Origin of the sequence: Brachybacterium nesterenkovii (genome assembly GCF_900163655.1) — a bacterium.
Taxonomy (GTDB): Bacteria; Actinomycetota; Actinomycetes; order Actinomycetales; family Dermabacteraceae; genus Brachybacterium; species Brachybacterium nesterenkovii.
Map to the genome: position 1 here is coordinate 18,524 of NZ_FWFG01000069.1, position 16,676 is coordinate 35,199.

Below are 16,676 nucleotides of genomic sequence, written 5' to 3' on the forward strand. Positions count from 1 at the left end.
GTCCGTGTGTCGAGGGGTCAGTAGTCCACCGGGGCGGTGCGCTTGCGGATCCGGGTGACCTCGTCGCGCTGGTTGCCCGTGGGGCCGTAGTAGTTGAAGGCGTAGGACAGCTGGCCGTACCCGCCGATGAGGTGGGAGGGCTTGAGCATGATCCGCGTCATCGAGTTGTGCGTACCGCCGCGCATCTGGTCGCGCTCCGTCAGGGGCGTGTTGACGGTGCGATCCTGCGCGTGGTGCATGAACGCGGTGCCGCGGGGCATGCGGTGGCTGACCACCGCACGGGCCGCGACCACGCCATTGCGGTTGGTCGCCTCGATCCAGTCGTTGTCCTCGATGCCGACCGCCTCGGCGTCCTCGACGCTCATCCAGATCGTCTGCCCGCCGCGGGACAGGTTCATCATGAAGAAGTTCTCCATGTACATCGAGTGGATCGACCACTTGTTGTGGGGCGTCAGGTAGCGCACCGAGATCGAGCGTCCGTCCTCCTCGCCCAGCGGCGCCTCGCCGAACAGGGCGGTCATGTCCAGCGGCGGGCGGAAGACCGGCAGGCCCTCGCCCATCTCGAGCATCCAGTCGTGGTCGAGGTAGTAGTGCTGGCGCCCGGTGAGGGTGTGCCAGGGCTTCTTGCGCTCGACGTTGATCGTGAACGGGCTGTAGCGGCGTCCGCCGGTCTCCGAGCCCGACCACTCCGGGCTCGTGATGACCGGGACCGGGGCTGCCTTGGTGTCGGCGAAGCGGATCTGCTTGCCCTCGTTCTCCCCGGCGAGGTCGTGCAGGTGCACGCCGGTGCGCTTCTCGAGGGTCTTGAAGCCCTGGGTCGCCATGCGCCCGTTGGTGGTCCCCGACAGCGAGAGGATGAACTCCGCCGCGTTCAGGTCGGTCGTGAGCTTGGGGCGGCCGTCGGCGGCGGTCCCGGTGCCCCGGTGCACGCCGTTGATCCTCCCGAGCTCATCGACGTACTCGTGGACGTCGTAGGTGATGCCCTTGGTGGTCATCCCCTTGGACTCGAGCAGCGGGCCGATGGACGTGAACTTCGCGTGGATCTGCGTGTAGTCGCGCTCGACCTCGACCAGGGTGGGCATGGTCAGCCCCGGGATCGGCTCGCACTCGCCCTTCTTCCAGTCGCGGACGCGGCCGTGCGAGGTTGCGAGCTCGCCGGGCGTGTCGTGCTGGAGGGGGAAGGCGACGACGTCGGTGCGGGTGCCCAGGTGGGTCTCGGCCAGCTGCGAGAACTTCTTGGCGATCGCCGCCCAGGTCTCCCAGTCGGTGCGCGACTCCCACGGGTTGGAGATCGCCGGGTTGAACGAGTGGATGAACGGATGCATGTCCGTGGTCGAGAGATCGTGCTTCTCGTACCAGGTCGCGGCGGGCAGCACGACGTCCGAGTGCAGCGTGTGGCTGGTCATGCGGAAGTCGAGGGTGAGGACCAGATCGACCTTGCCGATCGGGGCGTCCTCGCGCCACACGACGTCACGGGGGCGCAGGCCCTCGGGCGTCTCCTCCTCCGTCGCGGCCGAGTCCACGCCCAGCAGGTGGCGGAAGAAGTACTGGTCGCCCTTCGCGGAGGAGCCCAGGGTGTTCGCGCGCCAGATCGACCAGATGCGCGGGAAGTTCTCGGGCGCGTCCGGGTCCTCGGCGGCGAAGCGGATCGAGCCGTCCTTGAGGGACTTCACGAGGTAGGGGATGGTCTCCTCCCCCGCCGTCTTCGCGCGCTCGGCCACGTCCAGCGGGCTGATGTCGAACTGCGGGAAGAACGGCTGCCAGCCCAGGCGCTGGGACAGGGCGACGGCATCGGCCGTCGTGGTGCCCTGGAAGGAGCCCGCGCCCGTGGTGGCCGCGAGGGTGTCCGCGCCGAAGCGGTCGTAGCGCCACTGGTCGGTGTGCATGTACCAGTAGGTGGTCTGCGTCATCTGGCGCGGCGGGCGCGACCAGTCGAGCGCGTTGGCCAGGTGCAGCCAGCCGGTGATCGGACGCACCTTCTCCTGGCCGACGTAATGGGCCCAGCCGCCACCGTTGACGCCCTGGGTGCCGCACAGGTTCGTGAGGGTGAGGAAGGCGCGGTAGATGGTGTCGGAGTGGAACCAGTGGTTGGTGCCCGCCCCCATGAGGATCATGGAGCGGCCCTTCGAGTCGATCGCGTTCTGGGCGAACTCGCGGGCGATGCGCGCGGCGGCCTCGCCCGGGACACCGGTGATGGCCTCCTGCCACGCGGGGGTGTACAGCGCCTCGTCGTCATCCAGGCCCGTGGCCCACTGCCCGGGCAGGCCCTCGCGGCCCACGCCGTACTCGGCGAGCATCAGGTCGAAGACGGTGGTGACGCGGCGACCGGCGACGGTGCGCACGGGGACCCCGCGCGGCATGTCGCCGCGGCCGCCCTGGCCTGCGGTGTCGAAACGCGGCAGCAGGACCTCGCGGACCTCGTCGTGGCGTCCCAGCAGGGTGAGCGCCGGGTCGATCTCGCCCAGCTCGAGGTTCCAGCGCCCCTGGCCGTCGGAGGAGAAGCGGTCGCCCAGGGTGCCGTTCGGGACCACGGCGCGGTCGGTGACGGCGTCCAGCACCATAGGCTTGAAGTCGGCGTGCTCGCTCGTCGCGTGCTCGGTGACCTCGGCGCCGGCGTCGGAGGCGACGAGGAACTTGCCCGGGACCAGCGAGCCGTCCTCGCGCTCGGTGAGCTCGACGAGGAAGGGCAGATCCGTGTACTGCTTGGAGTAGGAGGCGAAGTAGGGCTCGGCGCGGTCGACGTAGAACTCGCGCAGGATCGTGTGGCCCATCGCCATCGCGAGCGCGGCGTCGGTGCCGGGGCGGGGCGCCAGCCACTCGTCGGCGAACTTCACGTTCTCCGCGTAGTCGGGGGCGACGGAGATGACCTTCTGGCCGCGGTAGCGGGCCTCGGCCATCCAGTGGGCGTCCGGGGTGCGGGTCAGCGGGACGTTCGAGCCCCACATGATGAGGTAGGCGGCGTCCCACCAGTCCCCCGACTCCGGGACGTCGGTCTGGTCGCCGAAGACCTGCGGGGAGGCCGGCGGGAGATCCGCGTACCAGTCGTAGAACGACAGCATCGAGCCGCCGATGAGCTGGTGGAAGCGGGCCCCGAGGAGAACGACACCTGGCTCATCGCGGGGATCGGCGAGAAGCCCGTCGCGCGGTCCGGGCCGAACTCCTTGGTGGTGTGCACGTAGGCGGCCGCGACGAGCTCGATCGCCTCGTCCCAGGGGGCGCGCACCAGGCCGCCCTTGCCGCGGACCTCCTTGTAGCGCTTGGCCTTGACCGGATCGGAGACGATCGCGCGCCACGCGGCGACGGGGTCCCCGCCCGCGGTGGCCTTCTCCTCGCGGTACATGCGCAGCAGCTCGGAGCGCACGTACGGGTAGCGCACGCGCGTGGGCGAGTACGTGTACCAGGAGAACGAGGCGCCGCGGGGGCAGCCGCGGGGCTCGTACTCGGGACGATCGGGGCCGGCCGTCGGGTAGTCGGTCTCCTGGGACTCCCAGGTGATCACGCCGTCCTTGACGTACACCTTCCACGAGCACGAGCCGGTGCAGTTGACGCCGTGGGTGGAGCGGACCACCTTGTCGTGGCTCCAGCGCTCCCGGTAGAAAGAGTCGCCGCTGCGACCGCCCACGCGGTGGGTCTCGCGATTGTCCTCCGAGATCCACTCCTTCGAGGAGCGGAAGAAGCGGCGGGTGCCGATGAGGGCGTCGGAGAGCGGCGAGTCGATGCCTGGTGCGCGGTGCGCGACGGGCTTCTCGTCCGGGATGGTCATGGGGCGGTACCTCCGGTGCAGACGCGGCGACCGTGCGGTCGCCGCTGGGGCGGGGCGGCGCACCCGGGGCGGGGTGCGCAGGGAGGGAAGGGCCGCCGGACGAGCGCCCGGCGGCCGATCCGAGGTCAGGCGACGCGACGGCGTCCGCGCGCCACCCAGAGGGTGACGGCGATGGCTCCGAGGGTCGCGAGGAGCAGCAGGGCGATGCCCCAAGAGTAACTTCCCGTGGCGTTGTGGATAGCGGCCATGACCAGCGGCGGGACGAATCCGCCCAGACCGCCGGCGGCACCGACGAAGCCGGTCACGGTGCCCACGTCGGCCGGATCGGTGGTCTGGGCGACGAGGCCGAACACGGCTCCGGTGCCCAGGCCCAGTCCGGCGGCCATGAGCAGGAAGGCCACGGTGCCCAGCGACGCCAGCGGCGGCTGGAAGATGAGCACGGCGGCACCGATCGCGACGGCGATGTACGACAGGATCAGGGTGGTGCCGGCCGTGATGCGGTCGGACAGGACACCGCCGATCGGGCGCAGCAGGACGGCGAGGATGACGAAGCCGGCCATGCGGAACGAGGCGTCGGAGGCCTCGAGGCCGTACCACTTCTTCAGCATGGTGGGCAGGAACACCGAGAAGGCGACGTAGCCGCCGAAGGAGAGGGCGTAGAGGTAGCAGGCCTGCCAGGTGGCGACGAGCTTCATCGCGGCGACGGACTGACCCACGACGGAGCGCTTGGAGGGGGTCCAGCCCTCGGGCATCGGCATGGCGAGGAAGCCGATCACGGCGAAGGCGACCAGCGCGATCGCGGTGATGATAAAGGGGGCCGCGTTGCCGACGGACTTCACGAGCGGCACGGTGGTGAAGGCGCTGATGGCGGTGCCGCCCATGCCCATGCCGTAGAGGCCGGTGGCGAGCCCGCGGCGGGCCGGCGGGAACCAGGAGTTCACGTACGGCATGCCGATCGCGAAGGTCGTGCCCGCGAGCCCGAGGAAGAACCCGCCGACGAGCAGCGTCGTGTAGTCGTACTGGCCGACGAAGCCGAGGAAGAGCACCGGGATGACGGTCACCAGGCTCATGATCGGGAACATCACGCGCCCGCCGAAGCGGTCGGTGAGGGCACCGATCGGGATGCGGCCGAGGGAGCCGACGAGCACGGGGATCGCGACGATCAGCGCGGCGTCCTTCGCGATGCCGCGCTCGACGAAGACGGGCCCGAGGGGGCTCAGCAGGGCCCAGGCCCAGAAGTTGAGCGCGAAGCCCAACGTCGCGAGGATGAGGGCGCGCACGGCGCCGCGGGGAAGCGCCGAGGAGGACGGTGCGGCTGCGGTCGATGACATGGAGAGGCTCCGGTTCTGACACGAGGGGACGTCGGGGGCTGACGCGATCAGGCCGTCGGCTCCGTCGACGTGCGGCCACCCATCAGGCTAGTTCCGACCCCGGGGACGAAGGTCCCGATCTCCTCCCTCACGGCACCCCATCGAGCCCGCATCCCTCGGGCTGGGCCGTCAGGACCCGTCGCCGGACTCCGGCGTGTCATCGAGGTCGAGGTCGACCATGAGCTCGGCGGCGATCTCCTCGAGGGCATCGCGGACGGCATCGGCATCCGTCCCGTCGGCGAGGCGGACCACCACGTCGGCCTCGAACAGCACGCCGCCGCCGTGCGGGGCGGCCGAGGTCCACGAGTCGAAGCTGTCGATCGTCAGGCGCTGCGCGCCGAGGGCCCGCGAGACCTCCGCGACCATGCCGGGGCGGTCGTGGCCCACCAGATGCAGCAGGCGCGGGCTCGAGGTCGCCGGGACGTGCACGCCGGGGGCGGAGGCCTCGGGCACCGGGGCGATCTCGACGTGCCATCCGCGCTCCTCGAGGTGGGCCCGGACGGCGGCGTCGAGCGCGTCGGCGCGCTCGGGGGCGATGTCGAGGAGGACGACGCCCGAGAACTTCCCGGCGAGGCGCGCGAAGGAACTGTCGAGCCAGTTGCCCTCGTGCTGCGCCACGAGCGCGGCCAGCTCGGAGATGAGCCCCTCGCGGTCGTCGCCGATCACGGTCACCACATGCTGTGTCATGCAGATCACAGTAGCCGACCGCTCCCGGCCTGCCCAGACCTGCCCAGGAGACCGGGTCGTGATCAGGAGTCCAGGTCGCGCCGCCGGAAGCCGACCGCCCCGACGATGATGAGGACGAGGGCGAGCACGGTCTCGACCACGACCGCGGTCCACTCCCCGCTGCCGGCCGCGCCCCCGGGCAGGTGCGGGAGGCGTCCCCAGGGCGTGGCGCGGATGAGCCACCCGGGCAGGTCGAGCAGCGCTCCCACCCAGGCCGCGAAGATCGACCAGCCGATGAGGACCTGGGCCAGCGGGAGCAGCCGGGGCGCCCAGCCCAGCAGGAGGGTCCCGATGCCCACCGTGAGCGCCAGCCCCGGCAGCAGGGCCAGCGCGCTCATGAGGAGCGGGCCGATCCGCGAGGCGCCGCCGTCCGCGGGGACCGCGAGCCCCATCAGAGCGAGGGCGAGGAAGGTCAGCACCACCCCGGAGGACAGTGCGAGGGCGACGGCCGACAGCAGCCAGTGGGTGCGTCCGACCGCCGTCGCCAGCAGCGGCGCCGCCCTCCCCTGCACCTCCTCGGCTCGGGCGCCGGAGAGGACGCCGAGCGGGGCGAGGGTGAGGACCGGGACCAGGAGCCCCGCCATCGCGGCGAGGAAGGACTCGGTCAGGTGCTCGGCGCTGCCGCCCAGCCGGGTGAGGACGTCGGTGATGCCGCCCGAGGCGCCCATGGCCTCGGCGGCCTGGGTCGCGAGCGAGCCGATGGCCAGGCCCGAGATCGCGAGGCCGATGCCCCATCCGAGCAGGGAACCGCGCTCCAGGCGCCAGAGCAGCGCGAGCGGCCCGCGCAGGGAGAGCGGACCGCCCAGCGAGAAGGGACCGCTCGCATGCGCGCTCCCGCCGTGGCGACCCGCACGCGGACGCAGGATCCCGGCGCCCAGATCGCGCCGCGACTCGAGCAGGAACGCGAGCCCTGCGAGGAGGGCCGCGAGGGCGAGCGGCAGGGCGAGCACCCACGGCCGCTCATCGGCGTAGGGCCGCACCAGGCAGGGCCAGGTGAGCGGGTTGATCCACTGCAGCGGGCTTCCGGCGGCCGCATCGGCGGGTGCGGAGCCGTGCGGACGATCCCGATGACCGTCGCACCGTCAGAGTGGACCCGTTCGGGGACCGTGGGCCGGGACCTTCTGCGCATTCCGGGTGCGCGACCGTGATCCGGCACGGTCGACCCCGTCCCGCTCGTCTCCGTGTCGATGCGGCCTCCCGGCCCGCGCCCCGGCCCGGAGGGATGAGACGGGGAGGGACGCTGCTGGAGGGGACGAGGCGGGAAGAGACGATGTGCGGAGCGTCAGGCCGCCTGGCTCGTCACCCTGTGCAGACCGTAGGTGTAGGCGTCCGAGATGGCCTCCCACGAGGCCTCGATGAGGTTCGGGCCCACGCCCACGGTCTGGAACTCGATGCCGCACGCCGAGGTCCGCACGAGCACGCGCGTGGTCGCATCGGTGCCATGGTGGGCGTCGAGGATGCGGACCTTGAAGTCGAGCAGCTCGAACTCGTCGACCTGCGGATGCACGGTGCGCAGGGCCCCTCGCAGGGCCAGGTCGAGGGCGTTGACGGGGCCGTTGCCCTCGGCCAGCGCGACCGAGCGCTCCGCGGCATCCCCGATGCCGAGCACCTTGACCGTGGCCTCCGTCTCGAGCGCGCCGTCCCGCAGGAAGTGCGAGCTCGCCTTCCACGACTCGACGTCGAAGAAGCGCGGCAGCTCGCCCATCTCGTCCAGGAGCAGCAGCTCGAAGGAGGCATCGGCGGCCTCGTACGAGTAGCCCTCGGCCTCGCGGGCCTTGACGCGGGCGGCGAGGCGCCCCAGGAGGTCGCCCTCCCCCGCCAGGTCGAAGCCCAGCTCGCGGCCCTTGAGCTCGATCGACGCGCGCCCGGCCATGTCGGAGATGATCATGCGCATGTCATTGCCCACGTCCCGCGGGTCGATCTGCTGGTACAGGTCCGGGTCCACGCGGATCGCCGAGGCGTGCAGCCCCGCCTTGTGGGCGAAGGCGCTCGCCCCCACGTACGGGGCCCGCGAGGGGACGGCCATGTTGCAGATCTCGCCGATCGCATGGGCGATGCGCGTGGCCTCCGCCAGGGTCTCGGCGTCGACGAGCTCCAGGCCCATCTTGAGCTGGAGGTCGGCGAGCATCGTGATGAGGTCGGCGTTGCCCGTCCGCTCCCCGTAGCCGTTGACGCAGCCCTGCACGTGGGTGATCCCGTGGTGGACGGCCATGACCGCATTAGCCACGGCGCAGCCGGAGTCGTTGTGGGTGTGCGCGCCCAGGCGGGCGTCGGGCAGGCCCGCGGCCGCGAGGCGCGAGCGGAGATCGTCGACGATGGCCGCGATGTCGTGCGGGAGCATCCCGCCGTTGGTGTCGCACAGCACGACGACGGCCGCCCCCGCGCCGAAGGCCTCGACGACCACGGAGGTCGTGTAGTCGGGGTCGTCGCGGAAGCCGTCGAAGAAGTGCTCGGCGTCGACGAACACCTCGCGCCCGCTCGCGCGCAGGTGCTCGACGGTGTCGCGGACCATCGCGAGGTTCTCCTCGCCGCTCGTCCGCAGCGCCGCCTTCACGTGGCGCAGGTCGGACTTGGCCACGAGCGTGATCGTGCCGGCCCCGGAGTCCAGCAGGGCGCGGACCTGCGGGTCGTCGCCGACCGCGACTCCCGCCTTGCGGGTCGCGCCGAACGCGGCCAGGCGGGCCGTGCGCAAATCGAGCTCCGTCGCGACGCGCGCGAAGAACTCGGTGTCCCGCGGCACGGCGCCGGGCCAGCCGCCCTCGATGTACGTCACGCCCAGCTCGTCGAGCAGGCGCGCGACGGCCAGCTTGTCGGCCACCGACAGCGTCAGGCCCTCCTGCTGGGACCCGTCGCGCAGCGTCGTGTCGTACAGGTGGAAGCCGCCGGGGGTCCCCGGTGCGGTCGCGCTCGTCATCACACGAGCCGGGTCAGCCAGCCGTGGCGGTCCTCGATCCGCCCGTACTGGATGTCGGTGAGCTCGCGGCGCAGCGCGAGCGTGTGCTCCCCGGAGCCGCCGTCGCCGACGACCTGCTCGCCGCCGTCGAAGCGGAAGGCGCCGATCGGGGTGATCACGGCGGCGGTGCCGCAGGCGAACATCTCGACGATCTCCCCGGAGGCGAGGGACTCGAGGACCTCGCTCATCACCAGGCGCGTCTCGACGGGCCGCAGGCCGCGGTCCTCGGCCAGGCGCAGGATCGACGAGCGCGTCACGCCCTCGAGGATCGAGCCGGTCAGCGCCGGGGTGCGGATCTCGCCGTCTTTCGTGATCGCGAAGACGTTCATGCCCGAGAGCTCGTCGATCGCTGTGTGCGTCTCGGAGTCCAGGAACAGGACCTCGTCGGCGCCGTGCTCGGCGGCCTCGTACTTGCCCAGCAGCGACGAGGCGTAGTTGCCGCCGCACTTGGCCTGGCCGGTGCCGCCCTTGCCCGCCCGCGCATAGGACTCGGAGACCCACACGACGAGCGGCTGCACGCCGCGCGGGAAGTAGTCGCCCGCGGGCGAGGCGATCACGTAGTAGTCGGCCATGTGCGCCGCGCGGACGCCCAGGAACTCCTCGGAGGCGAACATGACCGGGCGCAGATACAGGGAGGCCTCGGAGGTCTCGTCGACGACGGGCACCCAGGGCTCGTCGGCGGCGACGACCGCCTTCAGCGAGGCGATGAAGTCCTCGACCGTCAGCTCGGGCAGGGCCAGGCGGCGGGCGCTCGCGGCGAAGCGCTCGGCGTTCTTCTCGGGCCGGAAGGTCCACACGGACCCGTCGGCGTGGCGGAACGCCTTGAGGCCCTCGAAGATCTCCTGCGCGTAGTGCAGCACCGCGGCGGCCGGCGTGATCCGGATCGGGCCGAAGGGGACCACCTCGTCGTCGCCCCAGCCGCCGTCGCGCCGCCAGCGGGCGTGGGCCATGAAGTCCGTGAAGTGCTCCCCGAAGCCGGGCGCGGCGAGGATGCGGGCGCGGTCGGCGTCGGACGTGCGGCGGGCCGCATCCTGCTGGGGGAACGAGAGAGAGGATGCGGTCACGGGAGCCTCCTGGCTGGCGGGGTGGGACGGGAACAGGATCTCAGATGCGTGCGGCGCCGGATGCGACGGGCGTCAGAGCGCGCGGACGGCGTCGGCGAGCGCGGTGCCGATCTCGGAGGTCGACCGCGCCGCGGCGTCGGTGCGGGCGGCGAGGTCCGCGTCGACGGCGCGGCGCACGCGGTCGGCGGCGGCGTCGTGTCCCAGGTGCTCGAGCAGCAGCGCCACCGACAGCACGGTCGCGGTGGGATCGGCGATGCCCTGTCCGGCGATGTCGGGCGCCGAGCCGTGGACGGGCTCGAACATCGAGGGGAACGCGCCGGTGGGGTTGATGTTGCCGCTCGCGGCCAGGCCGATGCCGCCGCTGATGGCGCCGGCGAGGTCGGTGAGGATGTCGCCGAACAGGTTGTCGGTGACGATGACGTCGAAGCGCGCCGGGTCGGTGACGAGGAAGATCGTCGCGGCATCGACGTGCAGGTAGTCGACGGCGACGTCGGGATGCTCGGCGCCGACCTGCTCGACGATGCGGCGCCATAGGTGCCCCGCGTGGACCAGCACGTTGTGCTTGTGCACGAGGGTCAGGCGCCCGCGCCGCTTGGCGGCCTGCTCGAAGGCGTAGCGCACCACGCGCTCGACGCCGACGGCGGTGTTGAGCGACACCTCGGTGGCGACCTCCAGCTGGGTGCCCTCGCGCATGGTGCCGCCGTTGCCGACGTACGGGCCCTCGGTGCCCTCGCGGACGACCACGAAGTCGACGTCCCCGGGGTCGGCGAGCGGGGAGACCACGCCGGGCACGAGACGGGTGGGGCGCAGGTTCACGAAGTGGTCGAAGCCGAAGCGCAGACGCAGCAGGAGGCCGCGCTCGAGGACGCCCGAGGGGACGTCCGGGTCGCCGACGGCGCCCAGCAGGATGGCGTCGTGCTCGGCGAGCGCCGCCATGTCCTCCTCGGTGAGGGTCTCCCCGGTGCGGTGCCAGCGGCCCGCGCCGAGGTCGAACGGGGTGGTCTCGACGGTGATGCCGGAGCCCTCGAGCGCGGCGTCGAGGACCTTCAGGCCCTCGGGCACGGTCTCGTGGCCGATGCCGTCGCCCTCGATGACGGCCAGGCGCAGGGTCTTGTCGGTCGCGGGCTTGTCGGTCGCCGCGGCCTCGGGGGCCGATGCGGTGGTCGCGGTGGTCATGGAGCGATCTCCTCGCGGGACGGGCGCCGGTCTCCGGCGCTTCCGGTGCTGCTGATGTGCGTGCTGGTCGGTGCTGCGGGGCGTCAGTAGGTGACGTCGACGCTCTGGCAGGACAGGGCGCCGATCTCCTGGCCGACGCGCTGGGCGAGCTCGGGGCTGACGGACTGATCGAGGTTGAGGACCACGAGGGCCTCCGAGCCGGTGTCGCCGGCGCGCGAGACGACCATGCCGGCGATGTTCACGTCGGCCTCGCCGAGCAGGGCGCCGTAGCGGCCGATGAGCCCGGGCCGGTCCTCGTAGCGCAGGACCATCAGGTGGTCCGACAGCGGGGTGTCGATGTCGTGCCCGCCGATCTCGACGATCTTGTGCGCCTGCTCGACCCCGGCCAGCGTGCCGGAGACCGAGACGACGTCGCCCGTGCGCAGGGTGCCGCGCACCTGGATGAGGTTGCGGAAGCGCTCGGAGGCCTCGTCCTGGACGAGGTCGACGCGGATACCGCGCTCCTCGGCGAGGACCGGCGCGTTCACGTAGCTGACCTGCTCGGTGACGATCGAGCGGAACAGGCCGCGCAGCGCCGACAGCTTGATCGCGGTCACGTCGTGCCGGGCGATCTCGCCGCGCACGACGATCTCGAGGAGCTCGGGGGCCTCCCCCGCGAGCGCCGTGAAGACCTGGCCCAGCCGGTCGGCGAGGGCGACGCCGGGGCGGACGGCCTTGTGGATGGCCCCGCCCGCGACGTTGACGGCGTCGGGGACGAGCTCCCCGGCCAGGGCGAGGCGCACGGACTTGGCGACGGCGACGCCCGCCTTCTCCTGGGCCTCGACGGTCGAGGCCCCCAGGTGCGGGGTGAGCGTGACGGTGTCGAGCTCGAGGAGCTTCTTCGCGGTCTCGGACGTCGAGGGCGGCTCCGCGGAGTAGACGTCGAGGGCGGCGCCCGCGATCCGCCCCTCGGACAGCGCCGCGTACAGGGCCTCCTCGTCGACGAGGCCGCCGCGGGCGGCGTTGACGACGTGCAGGGACGGCTTGGCGAGCGCGAGCTCCTCGGCGCCGATGAGGCCGATGGTCTCCGGGGTGCGGGGCATGTGGACGGTCAGGACGTCCGCGGAGGCCATCAGCTCGGGCAGGTCCACCACGCGGGCGCCGAGCTCGGCGGCGCGGGTCTGGGAGACGTAGGGGTCGTAGGCCAGCAGGTGCACGCCGAAGGGGCGCAGACGCTCGGCGACGAGCTGGCCGATGCGGCCGAAGCCGACGACTCCGACGGTCTTGTCCAGCAGCTCGGTGCCGTTCAGCGCCTTGCGCTCCCACTTGCCGGCTTTCATGGAGGCGTCGGCGCGGCCGATGTTGCGCAGGCTCGCGAGGATCAGGGCGACGGCGAGCTCGGCGGCCGAGACGATGTTCGAGGTCGGCGCGTTGATGACCATGGCACCGGCCGAGGTCGCGGCGGGCACGTCCACGTTGTCCAGGCCCACGCCGGCGCGGGCGACGACCGTGAGGCGGCGCGCGGCGGCGAAGACCTCCGCGTCGACCTTCGTGGCCGAGCGGACGAGCAGCGCGTCGGCCTCGGCGACGGCCTCGAGGAGGGCGGGGCGGTCGGTGCCGTCCACGTGCTGCACCTCCACGTCGGATCCGAGCACCTCGACGGTGGCGGGCGAGAGCTCTTCGGCGATCAGGACGACGGGACGGGACACGCGGGGCCTCCAGCTAGGGCGGTGCAGGTGGGGGTGTGCGTCACGCGGGGGTTTGCGTCACGGGCACGGATTCAGCCTAGCCACGGTCCCGCGATGCGGTCATCGTGGTCGCAGGCTGAGATGCGAACCGCCCGGACCGCATGCAGCGGGCCGGGCGGTCGACAGGGGTGCGGGCTCAGCGGGCCGCGGAGCCCTCGGTGTAGTCGTCGTCCTGGGCATCCTGGGACCACGAGAACATCTTGCGCAGCTCGCGGCCGACCGTCTCGATCGGGTGGCCGGCCTCCTTCTCGCGCAGCTCCTGGAACTCGACCGCGCCCTTGTCCTGGTCCTCGATGAACCGGGTGGCGAAGGCGCCGGACTGGATGTCGGCGAGGACGGCGCGCATGGCCTGCTTGGTCTCGTCGGTGACCACGCGGGGGCCGGAGACGTAGTCGCCGTACTCCGCGGTGTCGGAGATGGACCAGCGCTGCTTGGAGATGCCGCCCTCGATCATGAGGTCGACGATCAGCTTGAGCTCGTGGAGCACCTCGAAGTAGGCGATCTCCGGCTGGTAGCCGGCCTCGGTCAGCGTCTCGAAGCCCGCCTGGACGAGGTGGCTCATGCCGCCGCACAGCACGGCCTGCTCGCCGAACAGGTCGGTCTCGGTCTCCTCGGTGAAGGTGGTCCGGATGACGCCGGCGCGGGTGCCGCCGATGCCCTTGGCGTAGGAGAGCGCGAGGTCCCAGGCCTTGCCGGAGGCGTCCTGCTCGACAGCGACGATGTCCGGGATCCCACGACCGGCGGCGAACTCGCGGCGCACGGTGTGGCCGGGGGCCTTGGGCGCGACGAGGATGACGTCGACGCCCTCGGGGACCTCGATGTAGCCGAAGCGGATGTTGAAGCCGTGGGCGAAGGCGAGGGCCTTGCCGGGGGCGAGGTTCGGCTTGATCGACTCGGCGAAGATCGCGCGCTGGTTCTGGTCGGGGGCGAGGACCATGATGACGTCGGCCCATGCGGTCGCATCGGCCACGCTCATCACCTCGAAGCCCTCCTCCTGGGCCTTCGGCGCGGACTTCGAGCCCTCGCGGAGCGCGACCGCGACCTCGACGCCCGAGTCGCGGAGGTTCTGGGCGTGGGCGTGGCCCTGCGAGCCGAAGCCGACGATCGCGACCTTCTTGCCCTGGATGATCGAGAGGTCGGCGTCGTCGTCGTAGAACATGTCTGCCACGGGGTGCTCCTTCAGCGTCGTGGTGCATCGGGGGCCGATGCGGTGGGGTCGTGCGGGTCGGTCGTGCGGTGGTGCAGGCCGTGCGGTGGTGCAGGCCGTGCGGATCGGGCGATCCGGAACAGGCGGTGTCGCCGTACGACAAGGCCCTGGTCGGCGAGCGCGACCGGTGCGGTGCCATCGTAGCCCGTACCGTCTCACTCGATGAGAAGTCGGTCCGCGATCCGGTCCCCTCGCGGTTCGCGCGGGGACCGGGCGGCGTCGCGGCGCCCGCCGTGGCGGGGCGGCGCGGCGGAGTGGGTCAGGACAGCAGCGTGCGGTCGGTGATCGAGCGCCCGCCGCGGGAGATCGCGACCGCTCCGGATTTCACGATCTCGCGGATCCCGAAGGGCTCGAGCATGCTCAGCAGCGCCCGCAGCTTGTCCTCGGCGCCCGTCGCCTCGATCGTGACCGCGTCCGAGGAGGCGTCGACCACCTTGGCGCGGAACATCTGGACGACCTCCAGGACGGAGGTGCGCGAGGAGCTGTCGGCGGTGACCTTCACGAGCATGAGCTCGCGCACGACCGTCTGGCGCGGCTCGAGCTGCACGATCTTGAGCACGTTGACCAACTTGTTGAGCTGCTTGGTGATCTGCTCGAGCGGCTGCTCGGCGACATCGACCGCGACGGTGATGCGCGAGATCTCCGGATGCTCGGTGGGGCCCACCGCGAGCGAGGAGATGTTGTAGCCGCGCCGGGCGAACAGGGCCGCGACGCGCGTGAGCACGCCCGGCTTGTTCTCGACGAGCACCGACAGGGTGTGCGTGTCCGGCAGGACCTCGGCGGCGCGCGCGGCGCCCGTCGATCCGACGAAGTGTCCGTTTCCGATGGTGGTGCGCATGGTTCAGATGTCCCTCTCCCACTCGGGGGTCATGCCCTGGGCGATCTGGATCTCGTCGTTGGAGACGCCGGTGGGCACCATCGGCCACACCATGGCGTCGGCGCTCACGGTGAAGTCCACGACCACGGGGCGGTCGTCGATCTCCATCGCCTTCTCGATCGTCGCGTCGATGTCCTCGTCCCGCTCGCAGCGCAGCCCGGCGCAGCCGTAGGCGTCGGCGAGCTTGACGAAGTCGGGGATGCGGCGCGTCCCGTGGCCCGTGTTCAGGTCCGTGTGCGAGTAGCGCTGGTCGTAGAACAGGTTCTGCCACTGGCGGACCATGCCCAGCGAGCTGTTGTTGATGACCGCGACCTTGATCGGGATCTCGTTGATCACGCAGGTCGCCAGCTCCTGGTTGGTCATCTGGAAGCAGCCGTCGCCGTCGATCGCCCACACGGTGCGGTCGGGGGCGCCGACCTTGGCGCCCATGGCCGCGGGGACCGAGTAGCCCATGGTGCCCAGTCCCCCGGAGTTGATCCAGGAGTTGGGTCGCTCGTAGTCGATGAACTGCGCCGACCACATCTGGTGCTGGCCGACGCCCGAGACGAAGATCGACTCGGGGCCCGAGATCTCGCCGAGGCGCTGGATCACCTTCTGCGGGGCGGTGAAGCCGTCCGCGGTCTGCGTCCATCCCAGCGGATAGGACTCGCGAAGGTTCGACAGGAACGACCACCAGGCCTCGTAGTCGCGGTCGTCGCGCTCGGCGAGGCGCTCGCGCAGCTCGGCGGCCAGGCCCGCGGCGATGTCCCGGGCCTCGCCGACGATTGGGACGTCCGCGGTGCGGTTCTTGGAGATCTCCGCGGCGTCAATGTCGCAGTGCACCACGGCCGCGTGCGGGGCGAAGGAGTCGAGGCGACCGGTCACGCGGTCGTCGAAGCGGGCGCCGATCGCGATGATGAGATCCGCGCGCTGCAGGGCCGAGACCGCCGCGACGCTGCCGTGCATGCCGGGCATGCCCAGCTGGGCGGGGTGGGAGTCCGGGAGGGCTCCGCGGCCCATGAGCGTGGTGACGAAGGGGGCGCCGGAGAGGTCCACGAGCTCGCGCACCTGCTCGCTCGCCCGGCCGCGGATCACGCCGCCGCCGAGGAGGAAGACGGGGCGCTTGGCCTGCAGCAGCAGCGAGATCGCCTCGCGGATCTGCCGCTGGTGCGGGCGCGGCGACGGGCGGTAGCCGGGCAGGCCCAGCTCGTCCGGCCACACGAAGTCCGTCATCGCCTGCTGCGCGTCCTTGGTGACGTCCACGAGCACAGCCCCGGGCCGGCCCGTCGAGGCGATGTGGAAGGCCTGCTTGATCGTCATCGGGATGTCGGCGGCGTCGGTGACCAGGAAGTTGTGCTTGGTGACCGGCATCGTCATGCCGACGATGTCGGCCTCCTGGAAGGCGTCGGTCCCGATGAACGAGGAGCCCACCTGCCCGGTAATCGCGACGAGCGGGATCGAGTCCATCTGGGCGTCCGCGATCGCCGTGATGAGGTTGGTCGCGCCCGGGCCGGAGGTGGCCATGCACACGCCCACCTCGCCGGTCGCGTGGGCGTAGCCGCTCGCGGCATGGCCCGCGCCCTGCTCGTGGCGCACCAGGATGTGGCGCAGGTGCGCGGCGTCCATCAGCGGGTCGTAGGTGGGGAGGATCGCACCGCCGGGGAGGCCGAAGACGACGTCCGCCCCGGCGTGCTCGAGGGACTGGATCAGCGACTGCGCGCCGGTGACTCGAGATGAGGTCATCGGTACTCCTTCGTCGTCGTGGGTGGTCGCCATCTGGGGCCGGATATGAAAGAACCCCTCGGCCCGATGGGCTGGCGAGGGGTGCGCGGAG

Annotated in this window: 10 protein-coding genes and 1 pseudogene; all 11 read right to left on the reverse strand. The window is 71.6% G+C overall.

Annotated elements, in window-relative coordinates:
• Positions 1-17 precede the first annotated feature (17 nt).
• Positions 18-3,763 (reverse strand): annotated as a pseudogene (locus tag FM110_RS08565) (nitrate reductase subunit alpha).
• A gap of 125 nt (positions 3,764-3,888) precedes the next feature.
• Positions 3,889-5,094, reverse strand: a complete 1,206-nt coding sequence (locus tag FM110_RS08570) for an MFS transporter (protein ID WP_087104352.1) — start codon at positions 5,092-5,094, stop codon at positions 3,889-3,891.
• A gap of 168 nt (positions 5,095-5,262) precedes the next feature.
• The gene (locus tag FM110_RS08575) at positions 5,263-5,820 is read right to left on the reverse strand and encodes a glycine cleavage system protein R (protein WP_087104378.1); all 558 of its coding nucleotides are present in this window, start codon (positions 5,818-5,820) and stop codon (positions 5,263-5,265) included.
• A 62-nt stretch (positions 5,821-5,882) separates the two neighbouring features.
• On the reverse strand, positions 5,883-6,839 hold the full coding sequence (locus FM110_RS08580) for a hypothetical protein (protein ID WP_143276338.1): 957 nt from the start codon (positions 6,837-6,839) through the stop codon (positions 5,883-5,885).
• Positions 6,840-7,141: 302 nt separating this feature from the next.
• Entirely contained in the window at positions 7,142-8,773 is a 1,632-nt protein-coding gene (gene cimA, locus FM110_RS08585; protein WP_087104354.1) for a citramalate synthase, read from the reverse strand.
• Complete coding sequence (locus FM110_RS08590) at positions 8,773-9,876, reverse strand: branched-chain amino acid aminotransferase (protein WP_087104355.1); 1,104 nt, start codon at positions 9,874-9,876, stop codon at positions 8,773-8,775. Before FM110_RS08590 ends, cimA begins: the two co-directional genes overlap by 1 nt.
• Positions 9,877-9,948: 72 nt before the next feature.
• Entirely contained in the window at positions 9,949-11,052 is a 1,104-nt protein-coding gene (locus FM110_RS08595; RefSeq protein WP_087104356.1) for a 3-isopropylmalate dehydrogenase, read from the reverse strand.
• An 83-nt stretch (positions 11,053-11,135) separates the two neighbouring features.
• The gene (gene serA / locus FM110_RS08600; RefSeq protein WP_087104357.1) at positions 11,136-12,740 is read right to left on the reverse strand and encodes a phosphoglycerate dehydrogenase; all 1,605 of its coding nucleotides are present in this window, start codon (positions 12,738-12,740) and stop codon (positions 11,136-11,138) included.
• Between the two features lie 175 nt (positions 12,741-12,915).
• Complete coding sequence (ilvC, locus tag FM110_RS08605) at positions 12,916-13,947, reverse strand: ketol-acid reductoisomerase (RefSeq protein ID WP_087104358.1); 1,032 nt, start codon at positions 13,945-13,947, stop codon at positions 12,916-12,918.
• A 298-nt stretch (positions 13,948-14,245) separates the two neighbouring features.
• Positions 14,246-14,824, reverse strand: coding sequence for an acetolactate synthase small subunit (ilvN, locus tag FM110_RS08610; protein ID WP_087104359.1), 579 nt, complete (start codon positions 14,822-14,824; stop codon positions 14,246-14,248).
• A 3-nt stretch (positions 14,825-14,827) separates the two neighbouring features.
• Positions 14,828-16,585: an acetolactate synthase large subunit gene (locus FM110_RS08615; RefSeq protein WP_234992075.1), complete on the reverse strand. Its 1,758-nt coding sequence runs from the start codon at positions 16,583-16,585 to the stop codon at positions 14,828-14,830.
• Positions 16,586-16,676 lie beyond the last annotated feature (91 nt).